At 65.0% G+C, this 12,740-nt stretch carries 15 protein-coding genes and 1 pseudogene; 4 read left to right on the forward strand and 12 right to left on the reverse strand.

Annotated features, from left to right (window positions below):
• The first annotated feature begins 428 nt into the window (after window positions 1-428).
• Window positions 429-767 carry a hypothetical protein gene (locus IQ16_RS38810; RefSeq protein ID WP_018646125.1) on the forward strand — a complete coding sequence of 113 codons (339 nt, stop codon included), beginning with the start codon at window positions 429-431 and terminating at the stop codon, window positions 765-767.
• A 109-nt stretch (window positions 768-876) separates the two neighbouring features.
• On the opposite strand, the gene IQ16_RS38815 is transcribed toward IQ16_RS38810, so the two are convergent.
• The 5 genes from IQ16_RS38815 to IQ16_RS38835 all read right to left on the reverse strand — a co-directional run bounded on the left by IQ16_RS38815 (window position 877) and on the right by IQ16_RS38835 (window position 4,479).
• On the reverse strand, window positions 877-1,293 hold the full coding sequence (locus IQ16_RS38815; protein ID WP_321175563.1) for a hypothetical protein: 417 nt from the start codon (window positions 1,291-1,293) through the stop codon (window positions 877-879).
• Between the two features lie 306 nt (window positions 1,294-1,599).
• Window positions 1,600-1,968, reverse strand: a complete 369-nt coding sequence (locus tag IQ16_RS38820; protein WP_018646127.1) for an avidin/streptavidin family protein — start codon at window positions 1,966-1,968, stop codon at window positions 1,600-1,602.
• A gap of 15 nt (window positions 1,969-1,983) precedes the next feature.
• Window positions 1,984-3,498, reverse strand: coding sequence for a CYTH and CHAD domain-containing protein (locus IQ16_RS38825; protein ID WP_018646128.1), 1,515 nt, complete (start codon window positions 3,496-3,498; stop codon window positions 1,984-1,986).
• Window positions 3,499-3,610: 112 nt separating this feature from the next.
• Complete coding sequence (locus IQ16_RS38830; protein WP_018646129.1) at window positions 3,611-3,880, reverse strand: HGGxSTG domain-containing protein; 270 nt, start codon at window positions 3,878-3,880, stop codon at window positions 3,611-3,613.
• Window positions 3,877-4,479: a hypothetical protein gene (locus IQ16_RS38835; protein WP_018646130.1), complete on the reverse strand. Its 603-nt coding sequence runs from the start codon at window positions 4,477-4,479 to the stop codon at window positions 3,877-3,879. Before IQ16_RS38835 ends, IQ16_RS38830 begins: the two co-directional genes overlap by 4 nt.
• A gap of 454 nt (window positions 4,480-4,933) precedes the next feature.
• Between IQ16_RS38835 and IQ16_RS38840 the strand changes: the two genes are divergently transcribed.
• Window positions 4,934-5,917 carry a Bug family tripartite tricarboxylate transporter substrate binding protein gene (locus tag IQ16_RS38840; RefSeq protein WP_018646131.1) on the forward strand — a complete coding sequence of 328 codons (984 nt, stop codon included), beginning with the start codon at window positions 4,934-4,936 and terminating at the stop codon, window positions 5,915-5,917.
• 292 nt (window positions 5,918-6,209) lie between these two features.
• Here IQ16_RS38840 and IQ16_RS38845 read toward each other — a convergent pair whose 3' ends face one another.
• The 3 genes from IQ16_RS38845 to IQ16_RS46965 form a co-directional block, all read right to left on the reverse strand.
• Window positions 6,210-7,124, reverse strand: a complete 915-nt coding sequence (locus IQ16_RS38845) for an IclR family transcriptional regulator (protein WP_035667438.1) — start codon at window positions 7,122-7,124, stop codon at window positions 6,210-6,212.
• A gap of 185 nt (window positions 7,125-7,309) precedes the next feature.
• Entirely contained in the window at window positions 7,310-7,771 is a 462-nt protein-coding gene (locus IQ16_RS38850; protein ID WP_018646133.1) for an NUDIX hydrolase, read from the reverse strand.
• 58 nt (window positions 7,772-7,829) lie between these two features.
• Window positions 7,830-8,273 carry a hypothetical protein gene (locus IQ16_RS46965; protein WP_244636020.1) on the reverse strand — a complete coding sequence of 148 codons (444 nt, stop codon included), beginning with the start codon at window positions 8,271-8,273 and terminating at the stop codon, window positions 7,830-7,832.
• 223 nt (window positions 8,274-8,496) lie between these two features.
• Here IQ16_RS46965 and IQ16_RS46970 point away from each other — a divergent pair.
• Window positions 8,497-8,580: pseudogene (locus IQ16_RS46970) on the forward strand (DUF1236 domain-containing protein); the annotation flags it as partial.
• Between the two features lie 136 nt (window positions 8,581-8,716).
• The gene (locus IQ16_RS46975; RefSeq protein WP_244636021.1) at window positions 8,717-8,959 is read left to right on the forward strand and encodes a DUF1236 domain-containing protein; all 243 of its coding nucleotides are present in this window, start codon (window positions 8,717-8,719) and stop codon (window positions 8,957-8,959) included.
• 47 nt (window positions 8,960-9,006) lie between these two features.
• Here the strand turns inward: IQ16_RS46975 and IQ16_RS38860 are convergent, their stop codons facing one another.
• The 4 genes from IQ16_RS38860 to IQ16_RS38875 form a co-directional block, all read right to left on the reverse strand.
• Complete coding sequence (locus tag IQ16_RS38860; protein ID WP_018646135.1) at window positions 9,007-9,969, reverse strand: lytic transglycosylase domain-containing protein; 963 nt, start codon at window positions 9,967-9,969, stop codon at window positions 9,007-9,009.
• Between the two features lie 199 nt (window positions 9,970-10,168).
• A complete protein-coding gene (locus tag IQ16_RS38865) occupies window positions 10,169-10,444 on the reverse strand; it encodes a hypothetical protein (RefSeq protein WP_018646136.1) in 276 nt (91 codons plus the stop codon).
• Window positions 10,445-10,521: 77 nt separating this feature from the next.
• On the reverse strand, window positions 10,522-11,379 hold the full coding sequence (locus IQ16_RS38870) for a VOC family protein (RefSeq protein ID WP_018646137.1): 858 nt from the start codon (window positions 11,377-11,379) through the stop codon (window positions 10,522-10,524).
• A gap of 147 nt (window positions 11,380-11,526) precedes the next feature.
• Window positions 11,527-12,717 (reverse strand): urate hydroxylase PuuD, encoded by a 1,191-nt coding sequence (locus tag IQ16_RS38875; RefSeq protein WP_018646138.1) that lies wholly within the window; start codon window positions 12,715-12,717, stop codon window positions 11,527-11,529.
• Window positions 12,718-12,740 lie beyond the last annotated feature (23 nt).

Genomic DNA, 12,740 nt, shown 5'->3' on the forward strand with positions numbered 1-12,740 from the left:
CGAAGGAACGGCCCCCGGCTCGAACACAGGAACTGCGAGGTAGGAGGAGCAAGCGATGACGTAACCCCATCAACAGGTTCCAGCCAAGGTCTGCGAGAGGATGAGACGAGATGGAGGTTCGGTCTTCCCGGCGCATGCGAACACTGGTGACCCAAATGGCCCAATCGAGGCCTGTCCGCTAATGAGAACGCACGCGCGCTGATATCCATGATGGCCCGGAGAGAATGCTCCAATCAAAGGCCGGATACATTGATGCAAGACCACTCACCACCTGATCGACGAACCTCTTGCTACGCACGGCCGGACCATACATTCGGGTCAAAAGCTGCCCTTGGCGGGCTGCTTCACCTAGGTCGGGGGCACGCAACAGCCGCTTGCCTCGGTTACCCCTTTGTGTTGGCATGCCGAGATCGACCGGGAGAAGCGTCATGCAAGGATATGTCGCTCGCGCCAACATCGACCACTATATCGGTCTTCTGAACGGGAACGATCTGCCGCCTCATAACCGGGACACGATCCTCAAGCTGCTGATCGCGGAAGAAGACACGCTCAGCCATGACCTCGAGCATCTCGAATTTGCGGAAAGCCGGGCGGCGAGCGGCCGCCAGCGGCTGAACCATCTGATGGGCCTGCGCAGTGCTTTCGCGCCCGGCACGACCGAGCGTGCGCAAGCCGACCGGCTGCTGGTCAACTTCGAAAGGCTCCAGACGCTGCTGGACGAGCTCTGTCATCGCCTGCGCGACAAGGTGAGCTCGCGGGGCGTCTAGAGCATGATCCGGAAAAGTGTGAAGCGGTTTTCCGAAAAGATCATGCTCAAACAATAACCTAGAGCGCGATGACGATTCGTCGCAATCTCGTCGCGCTTTAGGCGCCCGCTCACCCGACCCGCGGATTCACCACCGCATAGCCGCGCAACGATCGCGCGTGAATGCGGGTGGCACGGCCTCCCGAATTGCCGTCATACGCCATCCACACGTCTCCGCCGACATGCTGCTCCAGAACGAAGACGTGTCCGTGCCGCGCGGCGACCATCCCGGGCGCCGGCGAGGTCCGCGGAAAGCGCAGCCAGTTCGCAGCCAGATTCAATCCCGGCACGATGTGGCCAAACACGCGGATCGACGCCGCGCAACCACAGAAGGAGCGGGGGCAGCCGGATGGACGGCCGCCGACAACCTGGCCTGCGCCTTCCGTTGTCGCAACCCGCATGACGGCAACGCGTCCCGTCACCGCTTGCGGCGCGCGAAGGCGCGATGCCGTCGTGCGCATGTTCGAGCCGGCGAAGTCGCAGGGCATGATGACGTTGCACTCGGGCGGCGGCGCCGCGCGGAGGGATCGAGCGGGGCGTGCATCGGCAGCGCCCGATGAAATCGCGACAATACAAGTAAAAGCAAACGCAAACGCAACATGACGGCGCATCGCAGGTCTCCAGGTTCATGAAGCCTGCCCCGCCGCAGAGAAGGAACAAAATCCTGGACCAAAATACGACGGCGAACTCGGTTGAAATGAGGCTCTTTTGTGACCCCTATAACGTAAGTTAAGTGAAGGCCGGGCGGACGCTGTCACGTCAGCTCGCGCAGCAGCTCCAGGGGAAGCCGAACGCTATGCCCGCTCGAAAGTGTCGACGTTGGTTGTCACGGCGCGCCACCAGTTCAACGGCTTGAGCTTGGCGGGATCACCCTCGCTGGCGGCACTCAGCGCCTGGTCGGCGACCACGAACCAGGCGGTCTCCATTTTCCCGTGACGCAACAATCCCGTGTACGAAACGACGCGGTCGCCTGTCGCAGACGAGCCCACGGCGACAAAGCCGATGCAATTGCCCCGATGAAACCCGGTGACCTGCACCGTTTGTCCATAGAAGCCGCTGTCTTCGAGCGCCGTCTCGAACGTGCCTTCGATGCGCTCCTCCGTCTCGCTGATGATGCGAAGGAGGGAGCCGAACTGATTTCGCCAACTGCCGACCCATGACATCCCGGTTCTCCCACGTCACTTGCCCGGCGCGACGCGCAGCCGGTGCAATCGATGCAGCTCGCCGGCGGCGTCCTTCATCAGGCCGTGCGCCGCCTCGCGCTCCCGGCCGACGATGAACCCCGACGCGAAGGCCTGGGCGCGCCGGTTGGCCGGCGGCGCCGCCAACGCCGTCTCCGTCGCCAGCTCGCGATGCGTCATGAAGTCGTTGAGCGATCCCAGCGCGGACTGAATCGCCTTCAGCTGGCCGGAGAGGTTTGCGAGCTGCCGCTGGTCGCGATCGCTGTAGAGACTCCCAAAGAAGTCGACGGCGTAACGGATCTTCTTGATCCTGATCCGCAGCTTGTGACGCTGCATCGGGTCGAGATCGTCCAGATGCTTGCCCTGCTTGCGCGCCGTCCTGATCCGGCGGTCCAGTAACGCGGCGGCGTAAGCAGCAATCGACCGGTCGTCGTCGGCGCGGGACGGTCCGGTCTCGATCCACTCGATCACGTCGATCAGCAGGCGGCGGTAGCGGGGCGATTCGACCGCCTCGCGGGCGCGCGCAAAGGCGGCCCTCCGCTCCGCGGAAAACTTCCTGGCGATCGCGCGAGCGCCGCGTTTCGGGACGCCTTGGCCGGCGATCGGCAGAATGCTTTCCGTGAGGAAGACGTCGACCTCGCGCGCCGGCGCCAGCTCGCCCGTGAGCCATTTGAGCTCGGTCTTGATCCGCTCCGTGCTGGCGCGCGGCAGGATGTCGGAGAACAGCGAGATCGCGGCCCGCAAGCGCCGCAGGCCGACGCGCATCTGGTGGACACCTTCCGAATCCATGTCCCGCACCGGGTCGGCATTCGCCGCAATCTGGCGAAGCGTCGAATGCGCGATCACGCCGAAGGCATTGCGCGGCGAGAGCTCGCATTTGAGCTCGATCGGCTCGGCGCGCTGCGCGCCCGCGCCGTTTCCCGTCACGAGTTGAAAGCCTCGCTCGGCTTTCGAGCGCAGATCGAGCTCGGCGCCCGTCCTGCGTTCGAGATTGCGCGCCAGCCGGAACAGATCGGCGACCTGCCCGGATTTCAATTCCAGCTCGAACTCGGCAACCGGCCGCGAGCGCCGCCCGGCGCCGATGCGGCCACGGTCGACGGCGAGCTCGATCTGGCTCTTTCGCACCCGCCTCGCCTCGGTGGTGCGATGGACCTCGGTCCGAAACACCGGCCGCAGCCGGCGCGGAAGTTTTTTGGATGCGAGGTCCGCAAGAGGCGTGTTCTTGATCTTCCTGAAGTCGGGCCTTGCGCCCGCGACCTCATGCTCCCATTCGCCGCGCGTCACGGTTCCGGAGCCGCCCGCCTTCACGGTCTGGACGTAGCGATCGCCAATCTTGCGGACGCGGAGCGTGAGACCATGTCGCTTGAGCTTCTGCTTGCTCGTGTCGTAATAGGTCGACACCAGATCCTGCTCCGACCGGTCGCCGCGTCGTCCGTTCGAAGCGGCGGCGCGCAAGACGGATGACAGCTTTCGCGGCGCAAGGCGGAATTTGAGTTCCGTTTCGGCATTCATCGGGCAAGCTTCCGTTGCTCATTCAAAGCGGTGCCAGTGCGATAAGTTCCGTGTGCAACGGGCATTTCGAATCCCGTTACGCCCGCCCGTGATCCACGCCGGCCGGACGCGGTCACGTCAAGTTCCGCAGCAGCTTCAGCGCATCATCCAGCAAAGAATCGATCTGACTTCGCTCATCGATCGCTTCCCCAGTGAACAGTCCATGCTTGCGCGCATTGCGGTTTCCGAGCGGCGCGCCGCATCCCGGTGTGCCGCCGTGCATGCGGCATCGCGCCTTGCCGTGCGCGGCCGGCGAGCGGCACGCGGCGCCATCGCGCGTCCTGGCGCCGCAGCGCCGGCTGGCCCGCATCGGGATGGTGTTGCGCGTGTGGCCGCCGGTCATGCGACTGCACCCTGCCTTCCGTCGCTCGAGCCGGCTTCCGCGACGATCATGTTCGCATGCTGGGTGAGGTTGCCGACGATCGCCTTGCCGCCGTCCTGGACCGACAGGTTCTGCACGGTGATCGCGCGCTCCCCGCTGTTGCGATGGCGGCTGAGGGCCTCGGTCTGCGCCGCGAAGGTGCGGGCCAGCCGGGTCAGGGCGCGCGTGGCGCTTTCCTGTTGCGCAAGGTCGTCGATGAAGGCCAGGCGGCAGGCGGAGCGCATCGCCATGGCATGGACTGCCACCATCTGCGCCGCGAGCATCGCCTCGATGGAATCCCTGGGCGCGATGCTCTTCATCATCGAGACCATGAAGGCGAGATTGGCCTCGTCCGGCTTCTGCCCGATCGCGCTCGCCTTCATGAGCTGCTTCAGGATGCCGTGCAGCGCGTCGCGGTCGACCGCGCCGAGGGCATCGGCGAGCAGGCGCTCGCCGGCCTGCTGATCGGGGTGGTCGATCGCAATGCGCCGCCGATGCAGCCTGATCCGCGGGCTTGCAGGTCTGCCGTAGCCGTTCGCCGCGATGGATGTCGTGCCGTTGCGTTCCGGAGCTGTCGTCATGTCGATGTGTCCCTTGCCGGCGCAGGCGCGCGGGCCCGCCGTGAGCGGAGCCCATCGCGCTTTGCGCGGCGGTTGCGATTTTCAGACGTGGATGAGGGGTTTACGCGGAGCCGCGGCCAGGCGCCCATGTCGGGGCCGGATGGAGGCTTGCGGTTATCGCGATGATGCCATTCTGCCACTGTTTTGCCCGACGGGTCAAATCGATTTAGCAAAATCAGAAAGCGCGGGTTTGCCTCGCAAGTCCTTGATGCGACTGGGGCCGGCTACTGTGCATGGGGTTGTTTTCGCACTTTTTTTGTTGAGACCGCTTCTCACGTGCCGCGCGGCGGAATTGCCTGGCATCGGGCGGATGCAAACGCGATTGCGAAATCCGGTTTGGCCGCTCATCATGGTCCTCGCACGCGCCGCACCAACAAACATGCACAAGCGGCGCGCGAGGTTGGGGAGAGAACGAATGCAACGAACGGCCCGCCTGCTGGCGCTCATCGCCGGACTCTGCGCCGCGGCGCTGACGACCGAGGCCCTCGCGCAGAAATATCCGTCGCGGCCGGTGAAGATCATGGTCGGCTTCAGCGCCGGCGGCCCGGTCGACGTGGTCGCGCGCATCGTCGGCGATCGTCTCGCCAACAAGCTTGGACAGCCCTTCGTGGTCGAGAACCGTGCCGGCGCCAACGGCATGATCGCGGCCGAAGGCGTCGCGCGCGCCGACGCGGACGGCTACACCATGCTTGCCTGCAACTCCTCGACCATCACGCTGAACAAGACGCTGTTCAAAGACATCCGCTACGATCCGGAAAAGGACTTCGCGCCGCTCACCACCGTCGTGTCGGCGCCGCTGGTGCTGGTGGTCAATCCGGAGAATCCCAAGACCGCCGACATCAAGACCGTCGCCGATCTCGTTGCGGCGGCGAAAGCGGCCCCCGGCGCGCTCGCCTATGGCTCGGGCGGCAACGGCAACCTCGCCCATCTCGCCATGGAGCTGCTCGCCCAGAAGGCCGGCATCAAGCTGATCCACGTGCCCTATCGCGGCGGCGCGGCGTCCGAGGTCGGCATCCTCGCGCAGGAGGTCTTGGCGGTGTTCGATCCGCTCTCCGCCGTGCCACTGGTGAAGGCCGGCAAGCTGCGCGCGCTCGCGGTGTCCTCGGCCGAGCGGCTGCCGGCGTTGCCCGACGTGCCGACCGTCGCGGAAGCCGGCTATCCCGGCTTCGACATCTCGTTCTGGGTCGGCTTCTTCATGCCGAAGGCGACCCCTGCGCCGATCCTGCAGACGCTGCACCAGGAGATCGTCACGGCTGCCAAGGATCCGGCGGTCGAAGAGAAGCTCGGCTCGCAGGGCGTCGTCAGCGTGCTGAGCCCTGCCGACTACGCCGCCAAGATCGCAAAGGAGACGAAGGAGCTTGCCGAGGTCGTCGCTGCCGCGAACATCAAGGCGGAGTAGGGCGCCGGTAGCGCTGCGGGCCTCTCCCGCTTGCGGGAGAGGTCGGCGCGTCCCGGGCGATGCGAAGCATCGTCCCACGCGCCGGGTAAGGGTTCTTTCCTCCTGGGGGGATTGCCCCGTTGTGGAGACACCCTCTCCCCAATCCTCTCGGCGCGAGCGAAGCTCGTCGCGTCCCGCAAGCGGGAGAAGGAGCCACCTCCTTCGCGGCAACGATCACAGCCACAAAATCTGCTTGCTGGAGGATGAACGCCATTGCCAGTGTCGACCGGCAAAATCGCCGCCTGCGCAGGGTTCAGACTTTTTTGGCGAACGCCTTCTGCGCACGATCCTTGGCGCCGAACTCGACCGAGAGGCGGTCGGCGGCGGCTTGCACGATCTGCGCGCCGTCGTGCAGCGCCTGGTTGGAGAGGCGCCAGATCGGGCCGGAAATGCCGAGTGCGCCGATCACCTGTCCGGTGAAATCGGTGACCGGCACGGCGACGCAGCGCACTTCAGGGTTGAACTCGCCGTCGTCGAAGGCTACGCCGGTGCGCTGCACCTCGGCGATCTCGCGCATCAGCACGGCGGCATCGGTGATGGACTTTGGCGTCGACGGTTTCAGCTCGGCATGATCGAGGAATCGCTTCAGTTGTTCGGGACGGAGCGAGGCCAGGATGATCTTGCCGAGCGCGGTGCAGTGTGCCGGGCGCACCACGCCGACGCGGTCGGTCAGCTGGAACGCGCCGGGGCCGCTGGTGCGCGCGATGACGACGACGGCATCGCCCATCCGCACGGCAAAATGGCTGCTTTCGCTGGTCTGGCGCGACAGCTCCTCCAGCACCGGCGTTGCGACATTGACCATCTCGATCTCGTCGAGCGCGGATGCGGCGAGCGCGAACAAGGGGCGCCCGATGCGGTAGCGCTTGTTGTCTTTCTCCTGGCGCAGATAGCCGAGCGAGACCAGCGTCTTTGCCAGATGGAAGGTGGTGGAGTTGTGCAGGCCGACCAGCTTGCTGAGTTCTGCGAGGCCAATGCCCTCGCGATGCCGCGCGACCTCTTCGAGGATCGAGAAGGCGCGGCCGAGCGACTGCACGCCGCCGCCGCGCTGCTTGTCGTCGGACTCGACATCGCCCTCGGCGCGCGGAGCAGGGACCAGTTTGGCAATCGCCGCCTTGCGCGGGCTTGCAGGCTTCTCGGTCGTGGGCTTGGTGCGCGATTTCAAGGACAAGCCCTCTTCTCGTGAATCGTCGTGACGGCGTTGCTGCTACACTAGCACGCAGCCGGCGCGACCGTCGGCACGGCGCCCGGTGTTTCCTCGGGACGTAGGCTATCACAGTATAAATTGACGTACAGCATCACGAGATGACCTCGACGGTGACGGACGACGACAAGCCGGTGTGAGCGGCGCGCGGCCTATCCGTCGCCGACCAGCCGCGCAAGGCGTTCGAGCAATGGGCGTTGTCCTGCGTTGATCTTTTGCTGCGCATCTTCGACCGTGAACCATTCGGCGCGGTCGACTTCCGGAAAGTGCTGCCGCTTGCCGCTGCGCGGCGGCCATTCGATCTCGAACGTGTTGCTGCGAATGCTGCCGACGTCGATATCGAGCCCGACCGCGAACGCGGTGACGATCTTGCCGCCGCGCTGCCTGATCTGACCAAGCGCGATCAGCGGATTCGTCACCTCGAGTCCCAGCTCCTCGGCAAACTCACGCCGGGCGGTGATCTCTGCGTCTTCTCCGTCCGCGTACTCGCCCTTCGGGATCGACCATGCGCCGAGGTCCTTGTTGCGCCAGAACGGCCCTCCGGGATGCACGAGCAGAACCTCGACGTTGTGGCGCTTGCGGTAGGCGATGATCCCGGCGCTCTTCGATGGCATCGCAAGTTCCCTGCAGCCTTGGGTCGGGAAAAACTGGAACCGAGCTTCCCAGCGCCGGTTAGTAGCCGAAGTCAAACCAGACAAAGGGAGAGAAGCATGATCCGACTGTTAGCAACAACTCATTAGGTCTGGTGCTGGCAAGCGCAGCCTTTGCGCAATCGCCAAGTACGAACACGAAGCCCGAGCAGACGCCGCAATCCCAACCGAATTCCGCCGCGCCGTCCAACGCCGCGCCGTCAGGCGCTGCTGGCCCGCAGCAGTCCACATCGCAGCCGCAGCAATCACCGACATCGGCGCAGAACGCACAGAGCGCCACACCGCCTGCCAACACCGGCTCCGGCACCTCGAACGCTGCCAACAGCACCGACACGTCCTCGCGGCCGCAAAGCGGGGCCGCAAACTCGAGTACGACCGGAAACCAGCCCGCGACCCAGGAGAGCGCCAATCCACCGGCAACGAACCAGGCGCAGGATCGCTCCAATCCGCCGCCGTCCAACAGCAACCAGGCACAGCAGGCACCGAGCGGGACCGGGACCAACCAGGCTCAGCAAACGCCGAATGCGCCGGCCAGCAATCAGGCGCAGGGTGATCGGACGGGAACCAATTCACAGGCTGCCGCCGACGTCAATCTCAACCGCCAGCAGGAAACCAAGATCAGCGCTTCGATCTCGCACCTGAACGTGCGGCCGCTGACGAATGTCAATTTCTCACTGAACGTCGGCACGGTGGTGCCTCGCGATGTGCACCTCTCGACGCTGCCGCCTGATGTCGTCGAGATCGTGCCGCAATATCGCGGCTACAGCTTCGCGCTGGTGAAGGATCAGATCGTGGTGGTCGATCCCGCGAGCTACAAGATCGTGACGGTCCTTCCGTATTCCGGACAGTCGACGGCGACGACGACCACGCGCGAGCAGCGCCAGCAAGTTCTCGGATCGCGATCGCGAGGTGATCCGCAAGCATGCGAAGACCCGCACCGAGGGGCGCAGCGAGGCGCGGACCACTGGCAGCACCGTACGCACCGAGATCCATGTCGGCGACCGCGTCCCCGAGACTGTCGAGGTCGAGGAATTCCCGAGCACGGTCTATCGCGACGCGCCAGACCTGCGGGAATATCGCTACATCCATCGCGATACGCGGACCTACGTCATCGAGCCTCGCGAACGTCGCGTGATCGAGGAGATCGACTAGCCCCGATGCCGTTGGAAGCCGCTCGTCCGAGCGGCTTCCGGCTCGCATCAGCTCGAGGAACGCTCGCGCGATGCTACACGGATGGCTCGGGCCTTGGCGCTCTTTCCGGCCGCGCGCGCCGCAATCATGCTGCGCGCCTTGCCGTGGACTGAGGCGCTCTTCCGCAGCAAGGACGCAAACCGCTTGCGCGCACGGTTTGCCGAGAGGCGCGCCGCCAGGTGCTCGGCCCTGCGCAAGGTGGTGACGACGGACGGCGTCAGGTTCACCGGAACCCAGGCAACGTCCTTCGTCTTGGAGAGGCTGCCGATGCCTTCGCATGGCGCCTCGCGCGGCAGGTCAATCCTGATTGCGAGGGCCTCCGAGCGTTCGGTCCAGTCCTCAGCCCTGGTGCCGGTGATGATGCGGACATAGTCACGCGTCTCGCGCGGCAGCTCGCTCTCCCTGGCGAGCCATTTCTGGATGCGACCAGGCCCAGCGTTGTAGGCAGCCGCGGCGAGACCGAGATTGCCGAAATCGTCGCGGAGCTTGCGCAGAAACTTTGCCGATGCCGGCAAGGCCTTCATGGCATCGAAGGGATCGTCGAGGCCGACTTCGGCGGCCGTCTCCGGCATGAACTGCGCGACGCCCTGCGCACCGGCCGAGCTGACCTCGTTGGAACGAAAGCGGCTCTCCTGCCAGAGCAGACGCGCGAAGAACGGCACGGGAATGCCGCTGGCCTCAGCCGCTTCCTTCAGCGCGTGACAGAATTGCTCGGTCGGCGAAGCCGCGGCCTGCACGACGGTTTCGATGGTGCGTGGCGGCTCGATCGTCTCCTCGTAAGCCGCGCGCGCATTCGCGAGCTCAATGGCCTGCACGCTCGCGAGGAAGAGATCAACCAGGGGAACCAGCGCGGGCGCGCGGTCGGCTTTCGGAGTGGCGCTGTCGATGCTTGATGCCTGCCGGGAGGGCGATGAGCCGACGTCGCACATCAGAATCAGGAACGCAGCACAAGCCGCGACGAGAAATCGCATCTCGGTAAGAGTCCTCGAACTGTGGGGGAACGACCGGCGCCTGCGCCGGAGACGAGGACTTCATTAACCGTAATTGCGGCGAAGCTGCGATTCCGAAGGGCGCACGGTGTTAGTACGGTGTTCCCACGGCTGAACATGCGCCGTCGGCCCGCGGATCTACGGGAACCGCGGCGCTGTCACGCTAGTGTGCGCAGAGCGCTTACGCCTTGGGGAAATCCTTGCGCATCGCGATCTCGGCGGCATCGCCGGGCGACAGCACGGTCTGGTCGAAGGCGGCCTGCGGCTTCGTCATGATGTCATAGAGCGAGATGCCCTTGATCGGCTTGTCCATGAGCTCGCGGACGCAGTCGGCGAGCGTGCCATTGTAGACGAGATAGGGCGGGCCCCGATCCTTCTGCCTCTCGCCCTTCAGCGATGGCCACTTCTTCAGCTCGGCCGGCGCGTCGTAGGCGATCGGCGATCCCTCTTTGAACATGCGTCTGGTCCCGGCGACTTGGATGGCCTGGAATCCTAGAGCCGCCGGGTAAACACACGTTAAAGAAATAGTTCAAATCAGCCGGCAATGAAGGCGAGCAGGGTGCCGTTGGCTTTGGCCGGCGGCACGCAGATCGCGGTCCCGCTGCGCACGGCAGCCGACCCCAGCGCCTTCTCGGTCGCTGCGAGATCGCCGCTGACCAGCACCAGGGCCGCCCCGCCGCGCTCGGAGAGGCCCGCGAGCGGGACGCCGGGATAGCGCTTTCCGAGCTGGTCCAGCGTCAGATAGACGAAATCGGCGCGCTCGCCGCCGGAGGGCACGGTCACGGCGCCGTCGGCCTCCGCCTTCGGCTCGCGGTCGATCAGCCGGCCGAGATGGGCGGCGTCCTTCGCTGGCTCCGGCGTTGCGATCAGCGTCTGCTTGATCCGCCTGGCCGCATTGGCGTGCTTCATCAGCTCGGGGATCCACACGGTCTCGCGGGTCTTGTGCTGGCAGGCGAAGATGCGCACGCCGCCCGGCGCCTCCGCGGTCGGCCACATGAAGGTGCGGAATTTCGCCGCCGAGATCGTACCATCAGGCAGCGTGACAGGGCGTTCGAAATCAGTAGGGCCGATCGGCGTCAGGCCGCGCGCGCGAATCTCCTCCGCGCCGGCGGCGCTGTCGACCGCAGTGAAGGCGATGCGCTCGATGCCCTCGCCATGCCGCTCGACGAAGGCGCGGGCCGGCGCATTGTGCTCGGTCGCCACCAGCACGCCGAGCAGCTCCATATAGTCGGGGTCGAACATGATGGTGTAGTTGCCGGTGCCCATATGCGCACTGTGGGTGCCGCGCGGGGAGATGGTGAAGCCGAGCTGGCGATAGTTCTCGGCGGCCTTGTCGAGATCCTTCACCATGACCACGGCGTGGTCGATACCGATGACGTTTTTGAGGGCCACTGTTCTTATCCCCGAATGCAAACTGAATTTGACCGCACCAGCGGCCGCTTGGTCCTGTCTACGCCGGATAGGCGATCGAGTCATTTTCAATTCTGTGGGAGATGCGGAATTTCATTCCGCGAAATGCGTTATCGACGCATGACGGCCTTAGCGGGCCTGCTCGATATAGGCTGCGAGGATGGCGCGCTCCTCGCTGGTCATCTCGGTGATGTTGCCCGGCGGCATTGCATTGGACCAGGCGGCGACGCGGCCGATCAAGCGAATGTTGCGCTGGATGTGCTCGGGCGCATCGAGCAAAATGCCTTTTGGCGCGGTGACGATGCCGGCCCAGACCGGTTCGGCCGCGTGGCACATGCTACAGCGGGACATCACGATCTCCTCGACATTGGCGACCGTGACCGGCGTCGACAGCGCGCCCGTCTTCACCTCGCGCGGGCCGGCGGCGGACAGGAAAAGGATCGCGATCACGCCGATCGCGGCTACGCCCCACACCCACCATGGCGATTTGCGCCCGGCATGACCCTCGTTGAAGAAATGACGGATCACCGGCCCGAGCGCCAGAATGATCGCGACGATGATCCAGTTGAATTTTGTCGCGTAGAGCAGGGGATAGTGGTTGCTGATCATCAGCACGACCACGGGCAGCGTCAGATAGTTGTTGTGGACCGAGCGCTCCTTGCTGGCCTTGCCGAGCTTCGGATCGGGCGCCTGTCCCGCGACCAGCGCCGCCACGATCTTCTTCTGGTTCGGGATGATCAGCGTGAAGACGTTGGCGACCATGATGGTGCCGATGATCGCTCCGATCTGGTTGAAGGCGCCGCGGCCGCTCAGCACATGGGTGAAGGCATAGGTGAGTGCGACCAGGAACAGATAGCCGCCGATGGCGAAGGGCAGCTCGCGCTGTGCCAGTCCGCGGCGGCAGGCGGCCTCGTAGAGCAGCCACGCCAGCGCCAGGCTGCAGAAGCTGAACAGGCCGGCCTGGAACGGCGTGAGATCGAGGATCGACTTGTCGACCAGGAACAAATCGGCCTCGAGATAATACACCACGACCATCAGCGCGAAGCCGGATAGCCAGGTGGTGTAGGCTTCCCATTTGAACCAGGTCAGCTCGTCGGGCATCTGGGTGGGCGCCACCAGATATTTCATGATCCGGTAGAAGCCGCCGCCATGGACCTGCCAGGCCTCGCCCTGCACGCCGTCCGGCAGGTCAGACCTCGGCTTCAGGCTGAGATCGAGGGCGATGAAGTAGAAGGAGCTGCCGATCCAGGCGATCGCCGCCACCACGTGCAGCCAGCGAAGCAGCAGGCTCGCCCATTCCGATATGATGGATCCCCACATGATCACCCCATCAGGTGCGACAT

Origin of the sequence: Bradyrhizobium huanghuaihaiense (assembly GCF_007830635.1) — a bacterium.
GTDB classification, from domain to species: Bacteria; Pseudomonadota; Alphaproteobacteria; order Rhizobiales; family Xanthobacteraceae; genus Bradyrhizobium; species Bradyrhizobium huanghuaihaiense.

Bases quoted from the DNA above. Each gene is read 5' to 3' on its own strand.
- IQ16_RS38810 (WP_018646125.1), top strand. From the start codon at position 429: ATGCAAGGATATGTCGCTCGCGCCAACATCGACCACTATATCGGTCTT.
- IQ16_RS38815 (WP_321175563.1), bottom strand. From the start codon at position 1,293: ATGCCCTGCGACTTCGCCGGCTCGAACATGCGCACGACGGCATCGCGC.
- IQ16_RS38820 (WP_018646127.1), bottom strand. From the start codon at position 1,968: ATGTCATGGGTCGGCAGTTGGCGAAATCAGTTCGGCTCCCTCCTTCGC.
- IQ16_RS38825 (WP_018646128.1), bottom strand. From the start codon at position 3,498: ATGAATGCCGAAACGGAACTCAAATTCCGCCTTGCGCCGCGAAAGCTG.
- IQ16_RS38830 (WP_018646129.1), bottom strand. From the start codon at position 3,880: ATGACCGGCGGCCACACGCGCAACACCATCCCGATGCGGGCCAGCCGG.
- IQ16_RS38835 (WP_018646130.1), bottom strand. From the start codon at position 4,479: ATGACGACAGCTCCGGAACGCAACGGCACGACATCCATCGCGGCGAAC.
- IQ16_RS38840 (WP_018646131.1), top strand. From the start codon at position 4,934: ATGCAACGAACGGCCCGCCTGCTGGCGCTCATCGCCGGACTCTGCGCC.
- IQ16_RS38850 (WP_018646133.1), bottom strand. From the start codon at position 7,771: ATGCCATCGAAGAGCGCCGGGATCATCGCCTACCGCAAGCGCCACAAC.
- IQ16_RS38860 (WP_018646135.1), bottom strand. From the start codon at position 9,969: ATGCGATTTCTCGTCGCGGCTTGTGCTGCGTTCCTGATTCTGATGTGC.
- IQ16_RS38865 (WP_018646136.1), bottom strand. From the start codon at position 10,444: ATGTTCAAAGAGGGATCGCCGATCGCCTACGACGCGCCGGCCGAGCTG.
- IQ16_RS38875 (WP_018646138.1), bottom strand. From the start codon at position 12,717: ATGTGGGGATCCATCATATCGGAATGGGCGAGCCTGCTGCTTCGCTGG.